The organism is Paraburkholderia sp. MM6662-R1 (assembly GCF_050436245.1).
Lineage (GTDB): Bacteria > Pseudomonadota > Gammaproteobacteria > Burkholderiales > Burkholderiaceae > Paraburkholderia > Paraburkholderia tuberum.
The window spans coordinates 1,225,773-1,251,607 of sequence record NZ_JBNDLV010000003.1 but is presented as its reverse complement, the minus strand read 5'-3'; the positions used below and the strand labels follow the sequence as shown (position 1 = coordinate 1,251,607).

Genomic DNA, 25,835 nt, shown 5'->3' with positions numbered 1-25,835 from the left:
CCGCTTTACGCGCGCCGCCACGCCTGCCGACATCCTATGGAACGGCAACGACGCCTGATTCCGGGCACGCTGTGGCCCGCCATTGTGCGACAGACCGGACATGCGCTGCGCTGCGGCGCGCTGCGACCGATCGACACGCAACAGTCCGTGATCGACAGCGGCGGCATCCGCTTTCTCGTGCGTCGGGTGTCGAGCCTGACGCGCAAGGAACAGCAACGCGAGCAAGCGCGCAAGCTGCAGACGGCAAAGCACCCTCAGGCGAACCCATTTCTTCCCTATGAGCCGGATCTGTTCGTCGCCGACATCTCCGATACTCACCTCGCGTTGCTGAACAAGTTCAACGTGATCGATCATCATCTGCTGATCGTCACGCGCGAATTCGAACCGCAGGAAGCGCTGCTCGATCTTGCCGATTTCGAAGCGCTGCTCGCGTGCATGGCCGAATTCGACGGCATCGGCTTTTACAACGCCGGCACGCAGGCGGGCGCGAGCCAGCCGCACAAGCACCTGCAGATCGTGCCGCTGCCGCTCGGGGAAGCCGATCCGTCCGTGCCGGTCGAGCCCTTGCTCGGTGCGGAGAACGGCATGCCGGATCTGCCGTTTCGGCATGCGTTCGCACGCTTTCACGCCGATGATCTGGCTCGCGCGGATGCGCCGAAGCTGGCGCTTTCCCGCTATCGCACGCTGCTCGAAGCGGCGGATATCGGCGCGCTCGAAATCGACCGTGCCTGCTGTCATGCGACGCCCTACAACCTGCTGGTCACGCGGCGCTGGATGTTGCTCGTGCCGAGATCGCAAGAGCGAGTCGAAGGCGTGTCGGTCAACGCACTCGGCTTCGCGGGTTCGCTGTTCGTGCGCGATGCGGCTCAACTGGATGTGATCGAAAGGCTCGGCCCGATGAGGGTATTGGAACGCGTCGCGCTGCCTGCGAATACATAGCGGCCGCGCAACCCGATCGCGCAGCAGACTCACGCGACGAACTCAAGCTCCGTCCGACTGCAAATACCTGTGCGCGAAAGCAATCGCCATGCTGCCCTCGCCGACGGCCGAAGCGACGCGCTTCACAGGACTCAGTCTCACGTCTCCGCACGCGAACACGCCAGCCACGCTCGATTCGAGCAGATAAGGATCGCGCTGATGCGACCAGCGTCCGGCCTTGACGACGTCATCGCCGGTCAGAACGTAGCCGCGCACATCGCGCGCGATTTCGGGCGGCAGCCACTCCGTCTGCGCATCCGCTCCGATGAAGACGAACAGACCGCCGCAGTCGTGTCGGCTCACTGCGTCGCTCGTCGAATCGCGAACGGTGATGGCCGTCAGATGCGTATCGCCATGCGCGCCGACGACTTCCGAGCGCAGCCGCACCGCGACATTCGATTTTCCCGCTAGCTGTTCGACGAGATAGCGCGACATGCCCTTTTCGAGCGAATCGCCGCGCACGACGAGCGTCACGCTGCGCGCATGATTGGCGAAGTACAACGCCGCCTGGCCGGCCGAATTGCCGCCGCCGATCAGATGGACATCGAGGCCGTGCGTCGCGCTCGCTTCGCTGCGCGCCGCGCCGTAGTAAATCCCCTTGCCGATAAAGCGGTCGAAGCCGTCGATCGCGAGCCGCCGCCACGTGACGCCCGTCGCGAGAATGATGGTTCGAGCGTGCACGGCGTCGCCGCCGTCGAGATGAATCCGCCGCGCCCGCACATCGATGCGCTCGACCGAGCGCGTCACGAGGATCTCCGCGCCGAGCCGCCGTGCCTGTTGCAGCGCGCGGTTCGCGAGTTCGTCGCCGGAAACGCCATTGGGAAAGCCGAGATAATTTTCGATGCGCGAGGACGTGCCCGCCTGTCCGCCCGGCGCCTCGCGCTCGAGCACCAGCGTGCGCAGACCTTCCGACGCGCCGTATACCGCGGCAGCCAGCCCCGCGGGGCCGCCGCCGATGATCGCCGTGTCGTATGCGGCCAGACGCGGCTGCGTCTGGAGGCCGAGCAGTCCGGCAAGCTCGCGGGTCGCGGGCTGCCTCAGCACCGTGCCGTCGACGAGGCGCAACGCGGGGCACTCGCCTTGCGTCGGACACGTGCCAGGCCAGCGCGCGGCCAATTCGGGCGCATCCGGAGCCAGCCAGTCGACGCTGATCTGATTGCGCGCGAGGAACTGACGCAGCAGCGTGCACGCATTGTCCCAACGGTTGCCCACGATCGTCACACGCGCCTTCGGCGGCTCGGCGGAAAGGCTTTGCAGCCCGCCGATGCGTTCGCGCGCGAGCGCGCCCATCTTGAACGCCACGTCGGGCGACGCCGCCGCGAGCGCATAGTATTGCGGCGCGTCGACCCGCATCACGCGCGAAGGCTCGGCCGCTCGATACGCGCCCGGAAACGGTGAGCTCAGCGCGAGCGGCACTTCGCCGAAGATCGTGCCGGGCAGACGCCAGCCCAAGGTTCGCTCGATGCCGTCGAACGTCTTGATGACTTCCATCTTGCCCGACAGCACGGCGTATAACGCGCGCTCGCCGCCTTCATGGACCGCGAACTCGCCCGCGCATAGATGCAGGTCGGCGCACGCGTGCACGAGGATTTCCAGTTCGCTGTCGGGGAGGGTCGAGAACAGCGGCACGGCGCGGATGTCGTCGATCGTCAGCATGGTTTGGTTTTCCGTTTTGTCAGGCAGATGACGCAACGCGCGGTGCACCGGGTTTCAGATGCGTCATGTCGGACGATTGGACTCGCGCAAACGGATGCGCAGACAAAGCGCGAAGTCAGCAACCGCACCGACCCAGTATAGGATTTTCAGATCGCGATGCAGACGATCGAGCCATGGGTGCGCTTCTGAAAGACCTAAGCTGGATGAACGGCCGCGATATGAATGCCGTATTTCGTCGCTGCCATGCAACCAGTATCAGGCGATCAGCGTGGAGGTGCGCAATGGTGTTGCGATGGGTGCGAATGGTATGTCTGGCGACGTACGTGTGTGCCAGCGCGCAAGGATGTCTGGCCGCGGATTCGTCGGCGGCGCTCGCGGCTCCTGTCGCGCCGCCGGTCGTCTATGTCTCCGATTTCGATCTCGACGCCGCGAACATCGCCCCTGACAGCGGGCCAGGCCACCGCGCGCGAGGCATCCTGGGCAATCTGGTGCCTGAGGGCCCGGTGCGTCAGCAGCAGGATCCGCAGGCGCGTGCGCGAGACATGGTTGCGCTGATGGCGCAATCTCTGACGGACGATCTGAAGAAGGCCGGAGTAGACGCGCGCCGCGTCACGCCGGGTGAACCGCTGCCCCACGACGGCTGGCAGGTCCGCGGCGTTTTTCTCAGTGTCGATGAGGGTAATCGGCTGCGTCGCGCGATGGTGGGTATGGGCGCGGGCCAAAGCCAGTTTCAGGTCGCGGTTTCCTGCGATAACCTGGCTACGCCGGAGTTACCGCCGCTCTATGAAACTGTTGAAGAGGGGGCGAGCAGGGATATGCCGGGCGCCGTGATCAAGCTCAACCCGTACGTGATCGCCGCGAAGGTCGTGCTGTCGGGCCGCGATGAAAAGACGGCGGTCAGGAAAAGCGCGGAGCAGATCGCTGACGAACTCGCGCGACGGCTTCAGACGGGTGCAAGGGAGGCCGGCAGCGCAGCCCCCGCCCGATAGGCGGCCGAAGCCGCCCGCTCAGCAGCCCGTCCGCTTGACGCGCTCGACCGCGAGGCCGAACACCGGACGCAGCTTCGTGCCGACCACGTTGCCGAAAAATGCCGAGACGAGCCACAGCCAGCCGTGCAGGCTGCCCGACACGATGCCGCTGAAGTACGCGCCGATATTGCAGCCGTACGCGAGGCGCGCGCCGTAGCCGAGAATCAGTCCGCCGACGATCGCCGCGATCAGCGAGCGCAGCGGCAGACGCCACACCGGCGCATAGCGGCCGGCCAGCGAAGCGGCAACCATCGCGCCGATCACGATGCCGATGTCCATGACCGACTTCGCGTCGTGGCTGATCGGTGCGGCAAGGGCGGCCGCGTTCGGGCCGGTGCTCCACACATGCCAGCTCGCGACGTCGACGCCCATCGCGGAGAACGCCTTCGCGCCCCACAGCGCGAACGCCGACGTGATGCCCCACGGATGGCCCGACAGCGCGAGCGTCACGAAGTTGAGGATCGCGAGCACGACGCCGCCGGTGAGGAGCGGCCACGGTCCATGCAGCCACGGCGATGCGTTCGGGGCGCGCTCCACGCCGCTGACGAGACGGCCGTGACGGCGCTTTTCGATCAGCACGGTCAGCGCGGCGATGGCCGCGAACACCACGAGGTTCAGCGCGATCGCCGGGCCGACGCCGAGCGTCTGCACGAGCGAGATCGGCGGCAGATGCGGCAGCGCGGACCAGAACGGCATGTGCGCGGTGCCGATCACCGAGCCGATGATGAACGCGATCAGCGTGACCACCATCCGTGTGCTGCCGCCGCCGACCGTATACAGCGTGCCGGAGGCGCAGCCGCCGCCGAGCTGCATGCCGATGCCGAACATGAACGCGCCGATCAGGACCGACGTGCCGACGGGCGACACTTCACCGACGACCGGATGACCGAATAGCGTGCCGGCGGAAAGCGCCGGGAAGAACAGCAGCACGCCGATCGCGAGCATCAGCATCTGCGCGCGCAGGCCGGCGCCGCGGCCGTCGGCGATGAACACGCGCCATGCGGACGTGAAGCCGAACGCGGCGTGATAGAGCGTGACGCCGAGCAGCGCGCCGAGGACGTACAGCGCGGCCTGTTTCACGCTGACGGTCTGCGCGAGATAGATCGCGCCGAGCACGACCAGCGCGAACGCGACGGAAAGCGGCTTCGGATTGATGTTGACGAGACGGCGGGGCGCGCCGAACGGCGTGGAGAGATCGGACATGGAGAGCGGGGCGGGCACGCTTGTCGCGCGAGGGCGGCACGCCTATGAAACGGCGGTCGCTGCGCGGGAGGAGGGCCGCGAATAATCGTTTTTGGGAAAGCTCGCGAGTATACCGAAATGTCGCGTTGCGGCTGTTGCCCAGCAAGGTTCGCGCTGCTCGATCGCAAATACGGGTGCGGGCGGTGCCGCCAGGCTGCAAGGCCCGCCGCACGGGCGCTTGACGATGGTCGACCGCGCTTGAAACCAGTGACTTAATAACCTCCCGTAATAAAGGTATTTCAAACTTGCATTGAAATCGTTATCAAGATGGAAGGCGACGGTAATCCCGTCCCGGTCGCGCAACAACATTTCGGGCCGAAATATCGACCAAATCAGCCACGGTCGTTAAGTGGCGACGAGACGAACTGCTAATCTTCATACGCGGCGACTCACGCGTTTCCGGTCGGCTCCACGGGTCGTTGGCAGCCGTTTCGCGCGAGCGTGGAAGGGGGATGTATGAGCACTCGAAGGCCATCTCTGCTGCGGCGACGTCCATCGCAACGCGGTCATGCAAGCGTGCGAATTTCATTTGCCATCGTCATTTCGCTGACCGGACTTTCCACGACGCACGTCGCGTACGCGGCCGGTACCGTGCCGCAAGGCGGGCATTTCGTCGCCGGCTCGGGAAGCATCACTCAGAACGATGCCGGCATGAGCATCACGCAAGCGGGCTCGCGCGGCATCATCGAATGGAACAGTTTTTCGATCGGATCGTGCCGCACGGTGTCGATCAACAACGGCACGGGCGCGACACTCAATCGCGTGACGGGTAACGATGTGTCGGCGATCTACGGCACGCTGAAGGGCACCGGCAGCATCTACCTCGTCAATCCGCATGGCGTGCTCATCGGGCCAGGCGGCGTGGTGTCGACGGGAGGGCGTTTCGTCGCGTCGACGCTCGACGTCCCCAACGACGTCTTTCTCAACCCGCCCGGGTTCGGTGGCTCGGCTTACACAGGCAGTTCCACGGCGGATGTAGTCAATCTCGGCAAGATCAGTTCGTCGGGTGGGGACGTGTTCCTGATATCGGCCAGCAAGGTCACGAACGCAGGGACGATCGATGCGCCGAACGGCAATGCCGAACTCGTCGCAGGCCGTCAGGTCCGGCTCTTCGACGGCAACTTTCAACAAGTCTTCGTGGAGGTGGGAAGCGGCGGCACGGTGACGAACTCAGGCACGGTACGGGCGGCGATCATCAACGTGCAGGCGGCCGACGGCAATATCTTCGCGCTCGCGGGTCATTCGGGCGCCCTGCGCGCCACCGGCACCGCGACGCGCGACGGCCACGTCTGGCTCGTCGCGAACACCACCGTCAACGGGGTCGTCGTCAACTCCGGCAACGTCGATGCGCGCGGGGCGCAGATCAGCGCGCGTAACGCGGACGGCAGCGGCGGCACGCTTGACATGTCCGGCAAGGACGTCAAGGTCGGCGGCGCGGAGGTGCGGGCGAAAGCATGGAACATCACCACGGGGGACTTCACCGCGGACGTCCCGACCGCCAACACGCTCGGCGCAAGTCTGAGCAACGGCGCGTCCATCTCCGTGCTCGCGAACGGCGCGGACGGCAAGCTCGGGGCGACCGGCGAGGGAGACATCGCGATCGAAGCGAGCGTGCGCTGGCGCGGAGCCTCCTCCCTGACGCTCGACGCGGCGCACTCGCTGACGATCGCACCGCAGGCGACCATCGCCAATAGGGGCACAGGCTCGCTCACGCTGTCCGCCGACACCTATGGTTTCGACAACGGCGGCAGTCTGACCAACCAGGGCACGGTCGACTGGTCGCGAAGCATGGGCATCGTCACCGGTCTGTACGACATGAACGGCAGCTACACGCCCGGCACGGTGTACACCAACGTATCGTGGCACCCCGCGCCGTTTACTGGGCTCGTCACGCAGTTCACGGCCTATCAGCTCGTCAACTCCATGACGGACCTGAGCGCGGTGAATAACAACCTCTCCGGCAACTATGCGTTGGGCAGCAGGGGGCTGGAATTCGCGGGTGCGCCGGAGTTCGGAGGCATCGGCACCGCCGCGAATCCGTTCACCGGTCAGTTCGACGGCATGGGGCATCTCCCCGCGGATCTGCGTCTCTCAAGCGCGGCCGATACCGGACTCTTCGGCGTGATCGGCAAGAGCGGCGTCGTGCGCAATTTCACGCTCGCGGAAGGCACCGCGACGTCCTCGGGAGAAACGGTCGGCTTGCTGGCCGGCATCAACTACGGATACATGGTGAACGTCGGCGCAACGGGCGCCATCGGTGCCCCGGGCAACACGAGCACAGTGGCCGGCGGTCTGGTCGGCGAGAACTTTGGGCGCATCGAGCGCTCGTGGGCGGGCGTAAACATCATCGGCGTGGGTCAGATCGGTGGGCTGGTCGGGCTCAACGATGGCCGCATCGATCAGTCTTTCGCGATCGCCCCCGCATCGGGCGGTGCGCAAAGCACGGTCGGCGGACTCGTCGGCACGAACCATGGCGTCATCGGCCGATCGTATGCCTACGAATTCCTGAACGGCGGCGCGACTGTCGGCGGACTTGTCGGCATCAATACGGGCTTCATCCGCGAGTCGTATGCCGCGTCCAGGCTCACGGCGGGCGCGAACTCGACGGAGGGCGGTATCGCGGGCACGAACAGCGGCCGGATCGCGGCGAACGTGTTCTGGAACAGCCAATCGTCGGGGGCGGCGGCGGGTGTCGGTTCGGGCACGGCGGTGGCCAGTTCGAGCGGACTCACGGACATCCAGTTGCTCGAGCCGGCGAGCTTCGGTCCGACGTGGGATTTCAGCGCGAACGGCACGTGGGTCGCGGGATATCCGGGGCCTCAGTTGCGCTGGCTGGCAGGGCACTGACATCGAGGGTCCGACAGAACCCGGCGCGGGCGCACTCGGCCTTCGGTGCCGCGATCACGATGCAAGCCGGATTCAGCGGTTTGACGACTGTTCGCGCAGGTAGGCCTGCGCTTCCGCCTCCGTCTCATAGACATAAGGTGACAGCCCGCGCCGCGTAAGGGCGCCACCCAGCTTGGCGCGCATGAAAGCGCTGGTAGTGAAGCGCGTTACGCCGACATAGTAGCGCTGCACCATATCCTCGACCATTTCGACGTACGCGTCCTCCAGCGCGGGGTCCAACACGAAACCCTCGTAGTTCACCACTGCATAAACCTTGTGGTCCAGTGGTTCGCAGACGCGGCATACCTGAGCCCGGATCGCCGCGATGTCGTCGGGACGCTTCACCTCGAGGCGCGCGAAATTGAGAAACATGATGTTCTTGTCGTCGTCGTAGATGAAGCGCGCTTCCAGCGGCAGTCGCAAAACATTCGAGCGCAGGCCCATCGGTTCAGGCAGGAAAATCCGCTCGTCCATCTGCGTCGGCGAACGCAGGATCGGTGCGAAGTCCATCCTGGCCAGAATATCGCGCTCCAGATCGACGCCCGGTGCAATCTCGATGAGTTCCATGCCCTCGGCGCCCAGCTCGAACACGCAACGCTCGGTGATGTAGAGGACCGGCTTGCCCATTGCCGCCGCATACGGGCCAGAGAACGTGCGATGCTCGACTTCCTCGATGAATTTCCTGGCCGTGCCGTCACGGTGGATATGCAGCTTGCCGTCGACGACCGAAATCTGGCTGTGGCCCGCCATGAAAGTGCCGACGAACACGACTTTCCTGGCATTCTGGCTAATGTTGATGAAGCCTCCGGCGCCGGGCAGGCGCGGCCCGAATCTCGACACATTGAGGTTTCCCATGCGATCGGCCTGGGCGAGGCCAAGAAAGGCGACGTCGAGCCCGCCGCCGTCATAGAAATCGAACTGGGCGGGCTGATCGATGATCGCCTGCGCATTGGTCGCCGCGCCGAAGTTCAAGCCTCCCGCCGGAATGCCGCCGATGACGCCGGGCTCGGTGGTCAGCGTCATCAGGTCGAGGATCCTTTCCTCGTTGGCGACGCTGGCGATGCCTTCGGGCATGCCGATCCCGAGATTCACCACGCTGTTTGGCTGGAGTTCCATTGCCGCGCGTCGCGCGACCACCTTGCGCTCACTCATCGGCATCGGCGCCACACTGCTCGCGGGGACCCGGATTTCGCCGGCGTACGCCGGACTGTATGGTGTGGCAAAGGTCTGCTGGTGGTTCTCGGGCGGCGCCAGCACGACGCAATCGACCAGCACGCCGGGGATCTTGACCTGTCGCGGATTGAGCGAGCCGCTTTCGGCGATGCGCTCCACCTGGACGATCACGAGGCCGCGGCAGTTGTGCGCGGCCATGGCGATCGCGAGAGCCTCCAGTGTCAGGGCTTCGCGCTCCATCGTCACATTGCCTTCCGGGTCGGCAGTGGTGCCGCGCACGATCGCGACGTTGATCGGGAAGGCCTTGTAGAACAGATATTCCTCGTCGCCGATCCGCATCAACTCGACCAGATTCTCGGTGGTGCGCTCGTTCAGTTTGCCACCACCGAAGCGCGGATCGACGAAGGTGCCGAGGCCGACCCGGGAGAGATGGCCCGGCTTTCCGGCCGCAATGTCGCGAAACAGGTGGCTGATCACGCCCTGCGGCAGGTTATACGCCTCGATCTGGTTATCCACCGCAAGCTGCTGTAGCTTCGGCACGAGGCCCCAGTGTCCGCCGATGACGCGCTTGACGAGTCCCGGCGTCGCCAGGTGGTTCAGTCCGCGTTCCTTGCCGTCTCCCTGGCCGGCCGCATAGACTAGCGTGAGGTTGGCGGGCTTTGGGAGGGTGACTAACGTATCCTCGTCATGCGCCGTACAGAGTTCCTCGATGGCAATGGCGATGTCTTCGGCGAAGCCGATGCCGACGAAGCCACCCGTCGCGACCGTATCGCCGTCGCGGATCAGGCGCACGGCATCGCGCGCCGACGCCACTTTGCCGGACGAACGGGAAAGGATGGCCGGTGAAAGCGCCCCCGCGGTTGATTGCGTGCTCACGTTTCACCTCGCCTGATTCGAGCGCGACTTTCTAATAGGCGCCACCGGTATCAATGGTCAGATGGAGCATGTCGTCCTCGAGAATCCTGATGAAATGCTCGTCCTCCTGCAGGAGTTCCTCCAGCACGTCACTGTCGGAAAGCACGCCGATGACGCGCCCGGATTCGATCACAGGCAGGTGCCGGATCCGCCGGGTATGCATCGACGCGAGGCATTGATCGCAGGTATGCTCGGGCGTCACATAAAGCACCTGGGTGGTCATGATGTCGCCAACCCTGGTGTTCGCGGCGTTGCGGCCAAGCACCTCGACCTTGCGGGCGTAGTCGCGCTGAGACAGCACGCCAACCAGATTGCTGCCCTGCAGCACCAGCACCGTCGTCACGTCCTTGTCGGCCATCAACTGCAACGCGTTCAGCACCGTGTCGTCGGGGCCCACTGAGATAACCTCCCGAGGGTTCCCGGACAGAATTTGCCGTGCTGTCTTTCTCTCCTTTTTCATGACCGCCTCCAGACAGAAAGGGGAGCATGTACGGACTACGCTTGATCAAAGCGAAATCAAAGCGGAATCGGAATACGATCGTCCAGACCCAGCCAAGGCTGGCGATCTTTTCTCATTCGTTGAATTGCAGTGTAGATCGCTTGACCTGAGTCGAACGAACATTTTCCGTTCCGGCGCTACGCCACTCGGTGAGTCGAAGCGACGAGGCACCTGCCGCACGAGCGCGCCTTGCCCATTCGCAAGCGTCCGGCGCTAACTGTCGCCTCACCACCGCAGTCGCACCGGCAAACCCACAATCCATCGCCAGCGTACCGCTCGGTCGTCAGCTGGCCGAAAACCTCGCCGCTCTTCAGCGCAGGTGAGCCCGGTCGCGACCGCCACACGCTACGCTGCTCACGGCAGCCGCAATCACGCACTGCACCGCTCTCTACCGTCTTCAGGGCGGAAGTCACATGGCCGCCGCATCGGCATCGCCAGAGCCACACGTCTGCGCCGCAATATTGAAGCGCGACGAGATCGCCAAAGGCGCGACCAGTGACATCGCGACTTGGCGGAAAGGGCCATCGAGGCTCCAAGGGGCGGCGGGTACGTTTGTTCACAGCAAGCAAAATGGGGTGCGGCGTCGCGTTCTCAAGCATACCTGCGCCTTTGATTCGGCGCGGGTCGACGCTTCGATCAGTTTATTGCCGTTGTGTGGTATTGCTCACACTTTGTTGCAATTTGCTGCAGGCGGCTTGAGTGGCCGCCCGGCAAGGCTTAGCGGCTCGCGGCGAAACGTGGATACGGTTCCGCTTCCCACGCCAGGGTGAAGATTTCAAACGCTGAACCGTTAAAGGACTCAACCAGTGGGGAACACACACCATGAAGATTGAATCCAGCAATTTTCCGCTCGCGGCTTCGCAGAACGGTCCGCAACGCGCAACGATCAACAGCGATGCGAAGGATGCCGTCGAGTCCGCGCACCAGGTCAGCGCTGCCGCCGCGCAGAATTCGACGGTTAATCTCTCATCAGTGTCCGCGATGCACACGTCCAGCGATTCGGATATCGACACGGCGAAGGTCGAGTCGGTCAAGGCCGCCCTGCGTGACGGCAGCTACAAGGTCGATTCCGGAAAGATCGCCGACGGCATGCTAAGCACCGCGCGCGACGTGCTGCAAACGACTACTCGCTGACCGGCGGCTGAACGTAGCAGGGAGAATTTTCGCTGCGGGCTTGTTCGAAAATTCTTCCCAAGACCCACCACCCGACTGCGGGAGCGACGCCATTGCGCCGGTCTGCGTCGTTGCAAGGCAGTCCATGAAGACTCGCACGGCGTGATTGGCCGGCCGGGGGCCGGCCCGCCATGCTTACTGGACGACCTGTTTCGCTTCGTCGCGCCAGTAGTGTTGCTGGTTCCACCCAAGAAGGCGCTTGAGCTTCTCGTTGCTGAGCAGGGTCTCGAACTCGCCGAGTTGCTTTTTGAGCGGCACGCCGGGGTAGTAGCGTCGGAGCAGTTCCGCGGTAGGTACGTCGGACGACACGTCGTCGGCCGCGACATTCATGACCTGAAAGCCGAGGCCGTCCTTTTCGATGGCAAGCCGGCACGCGCTCGCGAGATCGCGCCCGTCGATATAGCTCCACGCAATCCTCTTGCGCAGTGCTGGATCCTTGAGCCACGCCGGAAACTTCGCGTAGTCGTTGGGTTCGAGCACGTTGCCAATACGAAAGCAGTAAATGTCAGAGCCGGTGCGCGCGTGGAACGCCTTCGCTGTCACTTCGTTGATCACCTTCGACGTCGCGTAGCTGTCCATCGGGTTCACCGGGTATTCCTCGTCGAGCGGGAAGTACTCTGGACTGCGATCCCGGTGCGCGAACACCATACCGTATGTGGTTTCGCTCGATGCCACGATCACCTTGCGGATGCCGAGCTTCGACGCTGCGTCGAGGATGTTGTACGTGCCCATCACGTTGATCCGGTAGACCTCGTTGTCGGGCGTGATCATGATGCGAGGGATCGCCGCAAAATGCACAATCGCGTCGATCGGCTTTGGTTCGAGGTCGTCGGCGAATTCTCCCGGCGCGGTGCTCGATGCCAGCGCATTGAATACCTGTCCCGCATCGGTGATGTCCGTAATCAACGTGCGCGCCGTGCGCGCCGCCATCGGCACGCGATCAAGATTCATCACCTCGTAGCCGTGCTCGACCAGGTTCTGGACTACCCATTTTCCGGCCAGGCCGCTGCCGCCGGTCACGATCACTCGCTTCGTCATGTGCTCCTCTTCTCCTGTTTTCCTACATGTTTTAGCGCTTTTCCGCGCGTGTCGCGCGGCCTCATTCCATCATAGGATCGTTGCGCTCCGTGTCCTTGATTCGGCAGTAACAGTTCTGATGTTGAGTCGTGCGGCTCCAACTGGCCGGCCTCCGCCCGATGCGGCCGGCTGGAGACGACGTTCAGGCGTTGATCCAGGCTCGCGCCTGTTCCAGCTCGTTGACGTGGAACGCCTTGATTTCAGCCTTCGAGAAGAACCGGGCCAAATGCATCGAGGCGCGAATCCAGCCCGCGTCGGCCACCACGGCGGCGCGCGTGACCTTGCGGGCGACAGAGACGCCGAGCGTCAGGTCGGTCCATAGCGCCTTCGGCTCGATGCCGCTGAAATGCTCGATGCGTTCGAGCACGCGGGTCTTACCGTTCAGTTCAAGATCACCACGCATGCGCTCGATGGCTTCGCGCAGTTCGTGGTCGGTGATTTTGCCTTCGACGGATATTTCGATGACCGACGAATCGGGGACGGTGTGATACAGGATCATGGCAGGATCTCTAGCCAGAGAGACGTTACACGCTCAGGTACGGATGAGCCTGGCGTTCGACGGCGTACTCATGGTACCTCTTTCCACTCGCTCGGTTAGGTTACGAGCCGATCTTCCCCTGAGAGGCAGTCGAGGCCATCACGCTTGCGCCTTGCCGACAGGTTGACCTCACCCTCGGTCGCATGGACCTCGTCGAAGCAGCCCAGACGATCCGCGATGGCCTGCGCATAACGCTGGTGCGTGGCGGTTGCAAGCACGAGCGCACGGCCGGCCGCGAGCCGCGCCTTCAGGCCCGCTTTGCCACCATGCAGCAGCCAGACCAGCAGTTGCCAGCAGCGCAGCGGCGAGGCTTTCAGATAGGCCTACACGCACTCGATCAGAACGTCGGAGCGCAACAGCGTGCCGTCGAGACCGACGACGAGCGGCCGGCCGCGGTACGGCATGATGGACGCGTGGCTCACGACTGCGGCACGATCACGAACAGTTGGTAGGGACGCGCAGGCAACTCCCGTCCCCATGCGGTCTTGCTCACCTCGAGCGCAATCGGCGCTGCATGGCTTAGCGACGATGCCGTCGCGATGCAGCCCGAGTCGTCGCCACGGCACACAATCAGCGAGCCCTGGCGCGCGAAATCGGCGGATGTGAGCCAGGGCGTTGCCGCCGGCCAGTCGAGATCCCAGAAGCGGGCGCGGTCGCCGTCATAGAACACCATCGAAGCGGCCTCATGCGTCGAGCCCGCCACGATCGACAGCGGCTGGCTGGTGCGTTCGTGCCACACCGCCTGCGCGGCTGCCGCGAGTTCCGCGCGCGGCTCGGCCGCGTCGTCGGAATTGCGCCGCGCCCCTGTGTAGCCGACCACTGCCGATACCGCGAGCACCAGCGCCCAGTACACCGCCATGACGCGTATGGCACGCTGCGGCGCGAACTCGAAGCGGGCTTGCACGAGCACTGCAAGCCAGAGCGGCACCATTGCGAACCACTGCGCCATGCCCCAGACCGAGGCCATCTGCGTCTTGCCGATCACGGACAGCAGGCCCACCGCGAACAGTGGCCCCAGCGCGAGCCACCAGAGATCCGGGTACGACGCGCTCCGAACAACGCTCAGCGCCATGAGCCGCGCAGCCCCGCGCGTGCGCACCATCAACAGCACGAAAACGAAACTGAGCGCGAGATAGCCGATCTGCGCGAGCGTGCAGATGCCAAAGCGCCCGACCGCGGCGAGAAGCGTGCCGCCGGTGCGTTGCGCGGCATACTCGAGCGTCGGGAAATGATTAACCATCATCCAGTGTACGTGCGGGGCCAGCACGGCGACTCCCGCCGCCACCGCGAGCAGCGAATCGACGCTGACGAGGCGCGCACGCCATGCGGGACGCGCGAGCAATGCCAGCAACAGCCCGAGCAGCAGCACGATCGTAAAGTACTTGCCCAGCACGGCAAGCGCCGCGCACGCCCCGAGACCGAGCGCCGCGCCGCTGCGCGCGAGGCGGCTGCCCGGCTGCGCGTAGCGGACGAAAAAGTAGGCGGTCCACGGCCAGACCGACAGCAGGATCGAGTTCGGATTGAATTTGATGGCGAGATTCGAGTAAAGCGGCGAGACCGCCATCGCAAGCCCGGCGATGATCGCGATCTGGCGCGGCACGAAGCGCCCGGCGAGCGCGACGATCCCGGCCAGGCCGACCAGCACGTTCACCGCCGACAGCGCGAAATAGGCGAGATCGGTGTGCGGGAACACGCTGAACCAGGCCGCTGCGACCCACGACGAAAGCGGCGGGTGCTTCGCGTAACCGGCCTGCCACTCGATGCCCCAGACATAGGTCTCGACCATGTCGCCCTGGATGTCGAGATTGCCGCGCGCGAGCCAGGCGGCCAGCGTCCAGACCAGCGCGTGGAAGGGGAGCAGCCAGTCGAGTGATGCGATGCGCGCGGCGGCAGGTTTATCGGAGGCTGAGGCGAGCGACGTGGGATTCGAAAGCTGGGTCGACATTGAGCTTTTGGGTCTGTGCGCCGCCGTACCGGGCAGCGTTTTTGGCCCGGCATTGTAATATGAGCTTACGTAGGGAGAGAGCGATCCTGACAGACTGCCCGGCAACCCATGGCGCCCGATCAAATCAAAAAGGCCTTGATGAAGGACGTTCGCGGCGACAATTGACCCGTGTGGTCAAGCCGAAGATTCGATTCTCTTGACGCGGCGCTCAACTCGGCCGCAATTGCAGATGCGCTTGAAGAAGCTTGGCTAAGATGCAAAAGTCGAGACCTGGTGTGACGGTCACCGTCAGATCCTACTGTTGCGCTTTTACGGTAACGATCTTTCCGTCACAAAGCAGTTCAGAGCCTTTAATGTCGATCAAATGTTGTGTGGCATTATGACTTAAATGGTCGGTCAGGTAATAAGAGACCCCATTGTCGTTGTGCAGTGATTTCCATCTTGAGTTGTAATTCCAGCTCGTCTCGTTTAAATCTCGATCGAGCTGTATCAAGTTAAAAACTCTATTTGTTCCTTCGAATACGATCTTCGCCGGCCAATACTCTGCATAAACCGTGCTGCCACTTATCCCCTGGCGAGACAGGCAATCAATTTCTCGCTGAAAGTTTTCGTTTTGCGGGATCTTCGGCGCTGCCACGAGCGCGACCAGAAATATTATCGACGTCAGGGCAACGACATTTTTAATCTTAATTGAGCGATCTATCAGATCATGAAACATCCAGACAGAAATTACGTAGGTTATTGATAGATAGCGAAATTCATATGTGTTATGAATCAATCCGGCGGCACAGACCACGGCGATCGAAAAAATGGCGGCTGCGCACAGTGATTTGCTATATTTGAACGATTTTGTTTTTATAAAAATAGAAATCATGAAAAACAAAATTATGGCAATATGAAATACATTTCTAAGTTTATCCGCATAATCCTCGGTCGCGGAATTTTTAGCCTGAATGGCCAGCGAGGAATTAATTTCAAGCGAGACAAGAAAGATAAATATTGCCAAAGCGGAGAAGGCCACAGTAAAGGCGAGAAATTTTTTTCTCTCGCCGAATATGGCCTCTGATGCCAACAGTGCTCCAAACCAGAGAACGAAATAAAGATCTGATATGCCGAGCAAAAAAATCACGATTACCAAAACGGCACTGTTCAGGACGGTGAGCTTCAAATGGCTTTTTACGTAAAAATATAGAATTACGGCTAGCACCGCTGCGAAGCCGTGATGTTCGAAGCTAAAAGCCGTTTCCATCAGAAAATAAAAGTCTTTTCCGATCACCAGCAGGCCGCTCACCGCGATAGCGATTAACGATATCGTTAGATTTGTGTATGTTTGGGCGAAAGGGCGTTCCTTCGATGTTAGAAGGCTGCATGCAAATACAAATATCAGTACTTGAACGGGCGCCGTCACCAGATGAAAAAAATACGGAGTTCGAGCGAGGATTTCAAATGGTATTGATAGCAACATATCTGGAAAAAACGATGGCGCACCGGGGTAAGTCCATCCTCTCAGGCTGCCAAACTCAATAAGATCTTTCGCTTGGGAGAATGACACGACATCGTCGGCGTTTATTTCCTTTCGAAGAGAAACTATCCATATAGAAAACAAAACTAAACATACGGTGGATGCGAATATTTTCATTGCATCCGTTCTATTCTTCGAGTTCATCTTGCGATTCTATATAGGTTTTTTTGTGTCAATCAGGAAATCGGCGTTTACGTTGGCGATGGCATTCGCCGTGCCAGCGTTTTCATGCTGCCGCGTTTCCGCCTGCGCTTAATTCCGTCTTCATGATGCCATACTGAGCCGAACGGTCTGACAGATCAGGGTGGAATGTCTCCCGATACTTCAATGCCGTCACACATCGCGACCGACGCGCGATAACGCGTCTCGAAGTCGCAATTCTTTGAACGCGACGTGTACCGACGGGTCATGCGCGGCGGATTCGACCGGTCGATGCAATAGTTTGCTGGCATCGTTCGGCCGGGCCCCATGTTTTGGCTGCAAAACGCGTCGCCATTAGTCGCAAAGCAGCCCCACCATCGGAATCGCCGGGGTTCGTCCCGCGATCAGGTCGGCCGTGATTCGAGCCGATCCGTGTGACATGGTCCAGCCGATATGACCGTGACCGGTATTCAGATAAAGATTGCGATACTTCCTGCGCCCAAGAAACGGCAGGTTCGTCGGCGTCATCGGCCTGAGACCGGCCCACATTTCGGCGCGATCGTAGTTGGCGCCGGCCGGGTAGAGTTCTTGTGTCACGCTCTTCATAAACGCAAAATCAGAAGGCTTATGGCTCGTGTCGTAGCCGGCAAACTCCGCCGTTGCGGTGACCCGGATCCGGTCGCCGAAGCGCGAGATTGCGACCAGGTTGTGCTCGTCGACCACTGCGACCGAGGGAGGCATGGGCCGGCCATCGATCGGAATCGTGAGGGAGTATCCCTTGATCGGATAGATCGGAAGATCGATGCCGATCTGTCGGCCGAGAACCGGACTATAGGGGCCAAGGGCGAGCACATACGCGTCGGCTTTTACAAGGCCTCGACTCGTTCTTATGCCCACCACATCCTGCCCAGCGGTTTCGAAGCCGTCGATGGTGGTGTCCGTCAGAAGCGTACCGCCACGCGCGACAATCTTTTCCGCAAGGGCGCGGGTGAACTTCGCAGGGTCTCCGGTCTCATCGGTCGGGCAGTAAATGGCACCCGCTATCCTGTCTTTTGCCGAAGCCAGCGACGGGTCGAGTGCGACGACCTGATCGCGGCTGAGAACCCTGATGACTTGCCCATCGGATTCCAGCAGCTTCATGTGTTCGACTCCGCGATCCTGCGCTTCCTGAGTGCGATGAAAATACAGAATTCCGCGGTCATTTCGATCGTATTCAATGGCGTCCTCGGCGATCACATTCTGTAGCACGCGTTGCGAGTACGCGGCAAGCCGATGCTTGAGCAGAGTATTGCGGCGTGCCTTCTCTGATGTGCATTCCATCAGGAAACGCCACGACCAGCTGTAAAGCCTGGGATCCGCCGAGAACTTGAAGCGCAACGCCTGATCTTTCAGCACCAGCGATTTGAGCAGAATCATCGGCGCTTTGGGCGAGGACCAGACAAAGGAATGCCCGGGCGCGATCATGCCCGCGTTACCCCAACTGGTTTCCGATGCGACTAAAGGCTGCCGCTCGACGATCACGACCTCATGGCCGTCCTTCTGCAACTGGTACGCGGTTGTCACACCGACTACCCCGCCACCGAGCACGACAACTTTCATGATGTCCTCAGATACAAGGGGGCCGGCGGGCATTCAAGGCGGCGCGGTCTCGCTCCGGCTTTTGTGCTGCGCCACCATCGATTCCTGCTGGACAGGAGGCACCAGTCTCACTTCCATTGCGGCTGATTCAGCACCATTCCGTGCTGCCCTTTGTAGGCAGCCACAGCCGGCGGCGTCCACCCATCCAGCATCTGTGGCGCGAGTTGCCAGACCTCGACGCCAAGCGGCCGGCACACTTCCAGCGGATCGCGCGCGTCGGGTCCCCACATCGGCACTGACAGATCGCCGCCCGGACAGGTCGACAGCGCGCACAGCAAGTCGATCTCCGCGAAGAATTCGAGGTAATCGCCTTTCTTTGCCGGACACGCCTTCATGAAGTATTTGTCTTCGAGATTCAGGCCGGTGCACTGGAACACGTTGAGCACGTCGTGGACGTCGTACTCAGTCAATCCATACGGGGCGATGGCGCGCGTCAGGTTGGAGTGGCAGTGAAAATGAAAATCCTCGCCGGTCAGCATGCGGTTCACGTAGGGGTCGCAGCGCGTGCCGAGCAGATCGTGGACACGGCCGCCGTGCTCGTCGACGCCGTAGCCTGCGAGACTGTCATCCGTGATGGTCACCATCGGACGCAGGAATGGCAGCGTCGACCACAGACGGTCGAACGTGCTCACGTGCGCCTGCTGCAACTGGCGCGTGCGCGACGCCCACATGCGCTCGCGCGGGTTGTGCCGGTTCCACATGTTCAGGTCGGCAACCTGCGGGCCTTCGATCGTGACAATGCGAAACACGTGGCCGGCCGGCACGGTCCACGCTTGCCCCGAGCGGATCGGCACGACGATCGATTCGACCAGCGTGCGGGTGTCGTGCTGTGAGGCGATGCGCTGATAGAACGTCTTGTCGACGTCGAGCGCTGAGCCTTTGGTGGCCTGATAGGCAGCAGGATAATTCAGCATGATGCATTCTCCGTCGAACTCAGGCCGGCGCCGTGCCGCGACGAGGCGGCGTCGTCATCGCTCGGGCGACGCAGCACTGCAACGACCTTTTCCTTATCGATCTCTGACATGTTTTGCCTCCATGACGTCTGACCCGTTTCAGCCAAGGTCGATTGCCCAGTTGGCGGGTTACTCTGCCGAGCTGGCACTGCCGCCCAGATAGGCAGCGCGGACCCGGCTATCCTGAGCCAGCTCGCGGGCGGACCCCGCGAGCGCAATGTGCCCGCTTTCCAGCACGTAAGCCCGATGAGCGATCCGCAGCGCCTGGCGGGCGTTCTGCTCGACGAGGAGAATCGAGGTGCCTTCGCGGCAGATGTCGGCGATCATGCCGAAGATCGCGCGGACCAGCTTCGGCGCGAGTCCCATCGACGGTTCGTCCAGCACCACGATACGCGGGCGCAGCATCAAGGCTCGGGCAATCGCCAGCATCTGCTGTTCGCCGCCGCTGAGCGTGCCGGCCAGCTGGCTGCGTCGCTCGCCGAGCCGGGGGAAAGTCGCATAGAGCTGATCCCTTCGCTGTTGCAATGCCGCACTGTCGCGCCGGATCAGATAGCCGCCGAGATGCAGATTCTCCTCCACCGTCAGCGCCCCGAAAATGCGCCGCCCCTCTGGCACATGACCGAGACCCAGCGCCACGATCTGGTGTGCGCGCAAGCCCGTCAGGCGCTGGCCAGCCATCGCAATGTCGCCCGCGCGCGGCCGGATCAATCCGGAAATCGCCCGCAGCGTGGTCGTTTTTCCCGCGCCGTTGCTGCCGAGCAACGCGACGATCTCGCCTTCCGCGACGTCCAGCGAGATGCCGTGCAGCACTTCGACAGTCCCATAGCTCACACGCAGATCGCGGATTTCTAGGAGTCCCACAGCGATTTCTCCCCGGCAGTATCGTCGCTCGCCTCGTCCTTTCCGGCTGTGCCGAGATAGGCATCGATCACCCGCGGGTCCGCCTGGATCGCGGCGGGCTGGCCCTCGGCGATGATGACGCCGTGGTCCATCACGATGATCCGGTCCGACACGCCCATCACCAGCATCATGTCGTGCTCGATCAGCAGCACCGTCACGCCATGATCCCGGATCCGCCGGATCAGTTCCATCAGCGCGCGTTTCTCGGTCGGGTTCATGCCTGCAGCCGGCTCATCGAGCAGCAGCAGGCGGGGGCTGCTGGCGAGCGCACGGGCGATCTCCAGCCTGCGTTGGTCGCCGTAGGGCAGATCGGCGGCGCGCTCGCCCGCCCTGCCGGCAAGACCGACGAAGGCGAGCCAGCGCAGGCCTTCGGTGGAATGGTCCGCCGCCTCGGCGCGCGCGGACGGCAACGCCAGAAGCTCGGCTGCGAGCGGTGTCCGAAGCCGATGGTCCATGCCGGTCAGGACGTTTTCGAAGGCCGTCATGTGGCCGAACAGGCGGATGCCCTGGAAGGTGCGCGCCATGCCTTGATGGACGATGCGATGAGGCGCGCCGCCGGCAAGCCGTTCCCCGCACCAGACGATCTGGCCGCCAGTCGGGCGGATGACGCCGGTCAGGCAGTTGAACACGGTGGTCTTGCCGGCGCCGTTCGGACCGATCAGGCTCACGATCTCGCCGCTTCGCACCATGAAGCTGACACCGCCGACCGCCAGCACGCCACCGAAGCGGCGCTGCATGTCGCGCACCTCCAGCAGGACCTCATCGGTGACGGCGTGATCGGGCACAGCGACGCGATCGGCGTCAGCGCCCTTGCGCGCCGGCGCGACGCGGCGCAACGGCGCTGGCCACAACCCCTGTGGCCTTAGCAGCATCAGGATCACGAGCCCGATCGCGAAAGCGAAGATGCGCCAGAGATTGAGAAAACGCAGAATCTCCGGCAGGCCGGCGACGATGATGGCGCCGAGGAGCACACCGGGAATGCTGCCCCGGCCGCCGAGCACGACGACAATCAGGATCGTGACGGACTGCAGATAGGTGAAGCCGGTCGGATCGATGGTGCCGAAGCGGGCGGCGAACAGGCTGCCGCCCAGCCCGCCGATCAGCGCGCCCATCACATAGGCGAGCAGCTTGACGCGCAGCGTCGGCACGCCGACGGCCTCGGCAGCTGCCTCGTCCTCGCGGATGCTGGTCCAGGCGCGGCCCAGCCGCGACTGGCCGAGCCGGATGGCGAACCCGAGCACCAGCACGAGGAACGCCATGCCCAGTTCGTAGAGCGCTAGCGGCGAACTGATCTCGAAACCGAACAGGCTCGGGCTCGCGATGCCGAAGATGCCGTTCGGGCCGCCCGTGATGTCGAGGTTGGTGGCGACGATACGCGTGATTTCGCCGAACCCCAGCGTGACGATCGCCAGATAGTCGCTGCGCAGGCGCAGGGTGGGATAGCCGATGACGATGCCCGATACCCCGGCGAACGCCAGACTGAACGGCAGCGTCTCCCAGAACGAGAAGTGCAGCAGGGTTTCCAGCAATGCCGTCGTGTATGCGCCGATCGCGAAGAAGGCCGCGTAGCCCAGATCGAGCAACCCGGCATAACCGACTACGATGTTCAGCCCAAGACCCAGGATCGAATAGGTGACGATGGTCAGGCCGACATCGACGACATAGTTGCTGACGACCGCGGGCAGCGCCACGGCGGCGGCCAGCAGCGCACCGCCGAGAGGCCTGGCCCAACGCGCGGAGACCTGACTGGCTCTCATGGACTACATTCTCTCGACAACGCGTTCGCCGAACAGCCCGGTCGGCTTGATCACGAGCACGGCGATCAGCACGCCGAAGACAAACACGTCGGTCCATTGCGAAGAGACATAGCCCGCGCCGAAGGCTTCGAGCAGGCCAATCAGGATGCCGCCCGCCATCGCGCCCGGGATGTTGCCGATGCCGCCGAGCACGGCGGCGGTGAACGCGCGCAGGCCTAGCACGAAGCCCATGAAGAAATTGATCTGCGTGTAGTAAAGACCTTCCATGACGCCCGCCACGGCGGCCAGCACCGAGCCGAGCAGAAAGGTGAGCTGGATCAGGCGTTCGACGTCGATGCCCATCAGACGCGCGGCGTCCTGATCGATTGCCAGCGCGCGCATCGCGGTGCCAAGGAAAGTGTGGTGAACGAAGAAATACAGTGCCAGCATCAGGGCCAGGCTCGTCACGATGATGCCGATCTGCGCGAAGGTGATCTGCACGCCGTGGAGTTCGAAGCCGGCCTGGCTCAGCACGTGCGGATAGGTGCGAAAGCCCGCGCCGTAGATCAGCAGCACCCCATTTTGCAGCGCCAGCGAGACGCCCAGCGCCGTAATCAGAATCGACAGCCGCGGCGCGCGCAGCAACGGCTGATACGCGAGCCGCTCGATCAGCAGGCCGAGCGCGCCTGTGACCGTCATGGCGGCCACAAGGGCGATCAGCAGCGCCAGGGCGAGCGGCAGATGCGCGGATGCAAGAACCATCAGACCGGTCCAGCCGATGAACGCGCCGACCATGAACAGGTCGCCATGAGCGAAGTTGATCAGCCGGATGATGCCGTAGACCATCGTGTAGCCGAGGGCGACGAGGGCATAGAACGAGCCGGTCGTCAGCCCTTCGATGACGAACTGGAAGAAGTCGCTCATGACGGGGCGGCGCGTGCAATGACGCCTACTTCATCGCCACCCAATGCCCGTTCGCTTCCTGCCGCTGGTAGGGCTCGAACTTGTCGTTGTGCACGATGATGGTGATGTACACCGCTTTACTGCGGTCCCCCTTCGCATTGAAGGAAATCGTTCCGGTCGCGCCCGGGTAGTTCGAGATCTTGTGCAGAGCCGCGGTGATCGCGGCAGGCTGGGCCGATTTTGCGTCCGCGATGGCTTTGGCCGTGACTCCGACAGCGTCGTATTCATAGACCGAGTACGGTCCCGGCGCTTGCCCGTAAGCCTTCATATAGTCGTCGACGTACGCGTGCGCGCCGCTCAGGAACTGCGCAAGCGGTGCCGTCGTGATGATCATGCCGTCGGCGGCGGGACCGGCCGTCTTCATCAGGGTGGGGTCATTGGTGGCGTCGCCGCCCATGAAGGTCATTTTCAGACCCAGTTGCCGCGCCTCCTTGACCAGCAGGCCGGCTTCGGAGAAATAGCCTGTGTAGTAGATCACGTCAGGCTTCAGTGAGGAGACCCGCGTGAGCGTCGGTGAATAGTCCATCTGTCCGGGGGTGATCGAATTGGCGTACACGACATCGACACCGTCCTTCTTCAGGGCTTGCACGGTGTTCTGGGCGAGGCCTTTGGAATAGGTCGTGTTGTCGTCGATCACCGCCACGCGCTTCGCGTGCAGAACGTCTTTCATGAAGCTTGCCGCGAATGGGCCCTGCTGGTCGTCACGGCCGATCGTGCGGAACACGTTGTCGTACCCCATCTCGGTCAGTTGCGGATTCGTCGACGCATCCAGCACGTAGGGAATCCCGGCGCGATGAAAAGTTGTCGATTCCGGCAGCGCCGCGCTTGAGCAATATCCGCCCGCTACCGCGACAACGCCCGCATCGACGAGTTTCTGTGCCGCCTGCACCGCGGTCTGCGCATCACAGGCGTCGTCCTCGGGCACCAGCTCGATCTGCTTGCCGAGCACGCCACCGGCCGCGTTGATTCTGGCGGCGGCGAGCTTCGCGCCATTGACAATATCCGTGCCGGCATTGGCACTGCTGCCCGACAGCGGAACGGGCACGCCGATCTTGATGGTGGCGCCCTGGCTTAGCGCCGAACCGGGAGCCACGCCGACAAGCAGGGCCACGGCGGCCGCCATGCCCGCAAAGGCCGTTTGCCGCGAGCCCCGCTTTGCACCGGACCAGCCAATCGTCTGAGCAAACATGTTAGAGACTCCTTATTGTGAGAGGGATCGGACGATCCGCCACACGGGTATACCGGTGACATCGGAAAGCGGACGGAAATGGGGCGATTGCGTGTGTGATTCATACCCACCAGGTCAACGGCGTGACTGCTGGTTTCACCGGAGCGCTGACACTAAAGCGCCTCTTTCATGATAGAAGCCGGTGTGCGTTGGACGGTATAGGGTATTTGCGTATAAACCATTACACAAAGGCGCCGGCAATCCCCTACCTTTAAGAGGCAGTGACGACAGAGACTCGCGAGCCCGAACCCGACATGACAGGACGACTCCGAAATGAGTGCGATTGCACCGCATGACGACGTGTACACGAAGCTCGATTTCACGCTGGACGACGGCATCGGCCGTCGTGCCGCGATTGGGCTCGTGGTGCTCGCCACCGATCATACGATCGAGCATGAGTGGCGGGGCTTGCTGACGCAGGACGGCGTGGCGTTCTACGAAAGCCGTGTGTATAACTCGGCGGACATCACGCCCGAACGGCTAGCGGAAATGGAGGACCGTATTGCACCGGCGGTCGCGCTGATCCGTCCGGCCGAGCGTATCGATGTGGTGGCGTTTGGCTGCACGTCCGCGTCGATGGTGATTGGGGAGGAAAAGGTGTTCGCGCGGATTCGCGAAGCGCGTGCGGACGCCGCGTGCACTACGCCGATCACCGCGGCGCTGGCGGCGCTTCGCGCACTAGGCGTCCAACGTACGGCCCTGCTTACTCCCTATGTGCGTTCGATCAACGAATACATGCGCGACTATATCGAGTCGCGCGGTCTTGGCATTACGCGCGTGGCGTCGTTCGAGCATGCGAACGATAACGAAGTGGCGCGGATCGATGCGGCGTCATTGCGAACTGGTGTTGAGCGACTTGCGCGCAATCGTGACGTGGAGGCGATTTTCGTATCGTGCACGAGCTTGCGCATCGCCGGGTTGATTCCGGAGCTGGAGGCGGCGATCGGCAAGCCGGTGATATCGAGCAACTACGCGATGGCGTGGCACGCGTTGCGGCTCGCCGGCGTGGGAGATTGCGAGCCTCAGCTTGGGCGGCTGTTCGCGCTGTGACGTTGTACCTTGAAACGCGACGCAGCGCGACGGCAGGACTACGACGACTGTCCGTCATTTCCCAGCATGGTTCGACGACATGCCGGCGCGCCGCAATGACACGCGTACTGGGCGCGAATGTCGTCGGTGACCGCGCCGTCCACTGACAGACCGTAACTGATGAAAAGCTCCTCCCCGGGTGCGATCGTGGCGAGCGCATGAATGAACACCCGGTCGCCCGTCTCGATGGCCTCGCAGTTGGGGGCGCACGCATGGTTCAGAAAGCGGGCGCTGTTGCCGCCGCGGCTGCCGTCGATCACTCGTCCGCTGGACAGCCCAAACACGAAGGTGTGGCCCGCGTCGGCTCGCTGACGGGCGGCGGCGCGCCGCCAACTGGTCACTTCCCCCTTGTACTCGATCACCCGTTCGCCCGGGGCGATCGGCTGCAGGGCAAACAGTCCCATGCCATGCACTGGTGAGCGTCGTGCGGTGATGCGTCGCAATCGCATTTTGTCGTTTCCTTCGCGACCCTCGGTCGTTGCATGTGGTTGAGCAGCGATGCGAAGCATATCGCCACACAGTCAGGCGCTCAATATTTTTCTTTTTAAAAGCGCA

20 protein-coding genes and 1 pseudogene are annotated in these 25,835 nt (G+C 62.7%); 5 read left to right on the top strand and 16 right to left on the bottom strand.

Features of this window, described 5'->3' with window-relative positions; translation table 11 throughout:
- Positions 1–36 precede the first annotated feature (36 nt).
- Positions 37–939, top strand: coding sequence for an ATP adenylyltransferase family protein (locus OKW39_RS28690; protein WP_429564173.1), 903 nt, complete (start codon positions 37–39; stop codon positions 937–939).
- Between the two features lie 42 nt (positions 940–981).
- Here OKW39_RS28690 and OKW39_RS28685 read toward each other — a convergent pair whose 3' ends face one another.
- The gene (locus OKW39_RS28685; protein ID WP_429564172.1) at positions 982–2,634 is read right to left on the bottom strand and encodes an FAD-dependent oxidoreductase; all 1,653 of its coding nucleotides are present in this window, start codon (positions 2,632–2,634) and stop codon (positions 982–984) included.
- Between the two features lie 281 nt (positions 2,635–2,915).
- On the opposite strand from OKW39_RS28685, the gene OKW39_RS28680 reads away from it, so the two are divergent.
- Positions 2,916–3,623: a DUF4410 domain-containing protein gene (locus OKW39_RS28680; protein WP_429564171.1), complete on the top strand. Its 708-nt coding sequence runs from the start codon at positions 2,916–2,918 to the stop codon at positions 3,621–3,623.
- Positions 3,624–3,641: 18 nt separating this feature from the next.
- On the opposite strand, the gene OKW39_RS28675 is transcribed toward OKW39_RS28680, so the two are convergent.
- Positions 3,642–4,865 (bottom strand): YeeE/YedE family protein, encoded by a 1,224-nt coding sequence (locus OKW39_RS28675; protein ID WP_429332698.1) that lies wholly within the window; start codon positions 4,863–4,865, stop codon positions 3,642–3,644.
- Between the two features lie 555 nt (positions 4,866–5,420).
- On the opposite strand from OKW39_RS28675, the gene OKW39_RS28670 reads away from it, so the two are divergent.
- Positions 5,421–7,751 (top strand): filamentous hemagglutinin N-terminal domain-containing protein, encoded by a 2,331-nt coding sequence (locus OKW39_RS28670; protein ID WP_429564170.1) that lies wholly within the window; start codon positions 5,421–5,423, stop codon positions 7,749–7,751.
- 72 nt (positions 7,752–7,823) lie between these two features.
- Here OKW39_RS28670 and OKW39_RS28665 read toward each other — a convergent pair whose 3' ends face one another.
- Entirely contained in the window at positions 7,824–9,839 is a 2,016-nt protein-coding gene (locus OKW39_RS28665; RefSeq protein WP_187613397.1) for an acyl CoA:acetate/3-ketoacid CoA transferase, read from the bottom strand.
- Between the two features lie 31 nt (positions 9,840–9,870).
- Complete coding sequence (locus OKW39_RS28660) at positions 9,871–10,338, bottom strand: CBS domain-containing protein (RefSeq protein ID WP_184005654.1); 468 nt, start codon at positions 10,336–10,338, stop codon at positions 9,871–9,873.
- A gap of 861 nt (positions 10,339–11,199) precedes the next feature.
- Here OKW39_RS28660 and flgM point away from each other — a divergent pair.
- Positions 11,200–11,511, top strand: coding sequence for a flagellar biosynthesis anti-sigma factor FlgM (gene flgM / locus OKW39_RS28655; protein ID WP_429332700.1), 312 nt, complete (start codon positions 11,200–11,202; stop codon positions 11,509–11,511).
- 174 nt (positions 11,512–11,685) lie between these two features.
- Here flgM and OKW39_RS28650 read toward each other — a convergent pair whose 3' ends face one another.
- From OKW39_RS28650 to OKW39_RS28600, 11 genes and pseudogenes are all read right to left on the bottom strand, one after another.
- A complete protein-coding gene (locus tag OKW39_RS28650) occupies positions 11,686–12,588 on the bottom strand; it encodes an NAD-dependent epimerase/dehydratase family protein (protein ID WP_429564169.1) in 903 nt (300 codons plus the stop codon).
- A 181-nt stretch (positions 12,589–12,769) separates the two neighbouring features.
- Positions 12,770–13,126, bottom strand: coding sequence for an STAS/SEC14 domain-containing protein (locus OKW39_RS28645; protein ID WP_429564168.1), 357 nt, complete (start codon positions 13,124–13,126; stop codon positions 12,770–12,772).
- Positions 13,127–13,239: 113 nt separating this feature from the next.
- Positions 13,240–13,569 (bottom strand): annotated as a pseudogene (locus OKW39_RS28640) (UbiA family prenyltransferase); the annotation flags it as partial.
- A 14-nt stretch (positions 13,570–13,583) separates the two neighbouring features.
- Positions 13,584–15,110, bottom strand: a complete 1,527-nt coding sequence (locus tag OKW39_RS28635) for a glycosyltransferase family 39 protein (RefSeq protein ID WP_429564167.1) — start codon at positions 15,108–15,110, stop codon at positions 13,584–13,586.
- Between the two features lie 295 nt (positions 15,111–15,405).
- Positions 15,406–16,662 carry a hypothetical protein gene (locus OKW39_RS28630; RefSeq protein WP_429564166.1) on the bottom strand — a complete coding sequence of 419 codons (1,257 nt, stop codon included), beginning with the start codon at positions 16,660–16,662 and terminating at the stop codon, positions 15,406–15,408.
- 465 nt (positions 16,663–17,127) lie between these two features.
- Positions 17,128–18,372 (bottom strand): D-amino acid dehydrogenase, encoded by a 1,245-nt coding sequence (locus OKW39_RS28625; RefSeq protein ID WP_184044820.1) that lies wholly within the window; start codon positions 18,370–18,372, stop codon positions 17,128–17,130.
- Between the two features lie 107 nt (positions 18,373–18,479).
- Complete coding sequence (locus tag OKW39_RS28620; protein WP_429564165.1) at positions 18,480–19,325, bottom strand: urea carboxylase-associated family protein; 846 nt, start codon at positions 19,323–19,325, stop codon at positions 18,480–18,482.
- A 168-nt stretch (positions 19,326–19,493) separates the two neighbouring features.
- A complete protein-coding gene (locus tag OKW39_RS28615; RefSeq protein ID WP_090810981.1) occupies positions 19,494–20,225 on the bottom strand; it encodes an ABC transporter ATP-binding protein in 732 nt (243 codons plus the stop codon).
- Positions 20,213–22,021 (bottom strand): ABC transporter permease subunit, encoded by a 1,809-nt coding sequence (locus OKW39_RS28610; RefSeq protein WP_429564164.1) that lies wholly within the window; start codon positions 22,019–22,021, stop codon positions 20,213–20,215. Before OKW39_RS28610 ends, OKW39_RS28615 begins: the two co-directional genes overlap by 13 nt.
- 3 nt (positions 22,022–22,024) lie before the next feature.
- Positions 22,025–22,924, bottom strand: a complete 900-nt coding sequence (locus OKW39_RS28605; RefSeq protein ID WP_018422469.1) for a branched-chain amino acid ABC transporter permease — start codon at positions 22,922–22,924, stop codon at positions 22,025–22,027.
- A 25-nt stretch (positions 22,925–22,949) separates the two neighbouring features.
- Complete coding sequence (locus OKW39_RS28600; RefSeq protein WP_429332708.1) at positions 22,950–24,152, bottom strand: branched-chain amino acid ABC transporter substrate-binding protein; 1,203 nt, start codon at positions 24,150–24,152, stop codon at positions 22,950–22,952.
- A gap of 312 nt (positions 24,153–24,464) precedes the next feature.
- On the opposite strand from OKW39_RS28600, the gene OKW39_RS28595 reads away from it, so the two are divergent.
- Positions 24,465–25,241 carry a maleate cis-trans isomerase family protein gene (locus OKW39_RS28595; protein ID WP_429564163.1) on the top strand — a complete coding sequence of 259 codons (777 nt, stop codon included), beginning with the start codon at positions 24,465–24,467 and terminating at the stop codon, positions 25,239–25,241.
- A 38-nt stretch (positions 25,242–25,279) separates the two neighbouring features.
- On the opposite strand, the gene OKW39_RS28590 is transcribed toward OKW39_RS28595, so the two are convergent.
- Positions 25,280–25,729, bottom strand: a complete 450-nt coding sequence (locus OKW39_RS28590; protein ID WP_187613416.1) for an SET domain-containing protein — start codon at positions 25,727–25,729, stop codon at positions 25,280–25,282.
- Between the last annotated feature and the right edge of the window lie 106 nt (positions 25,730–25,835).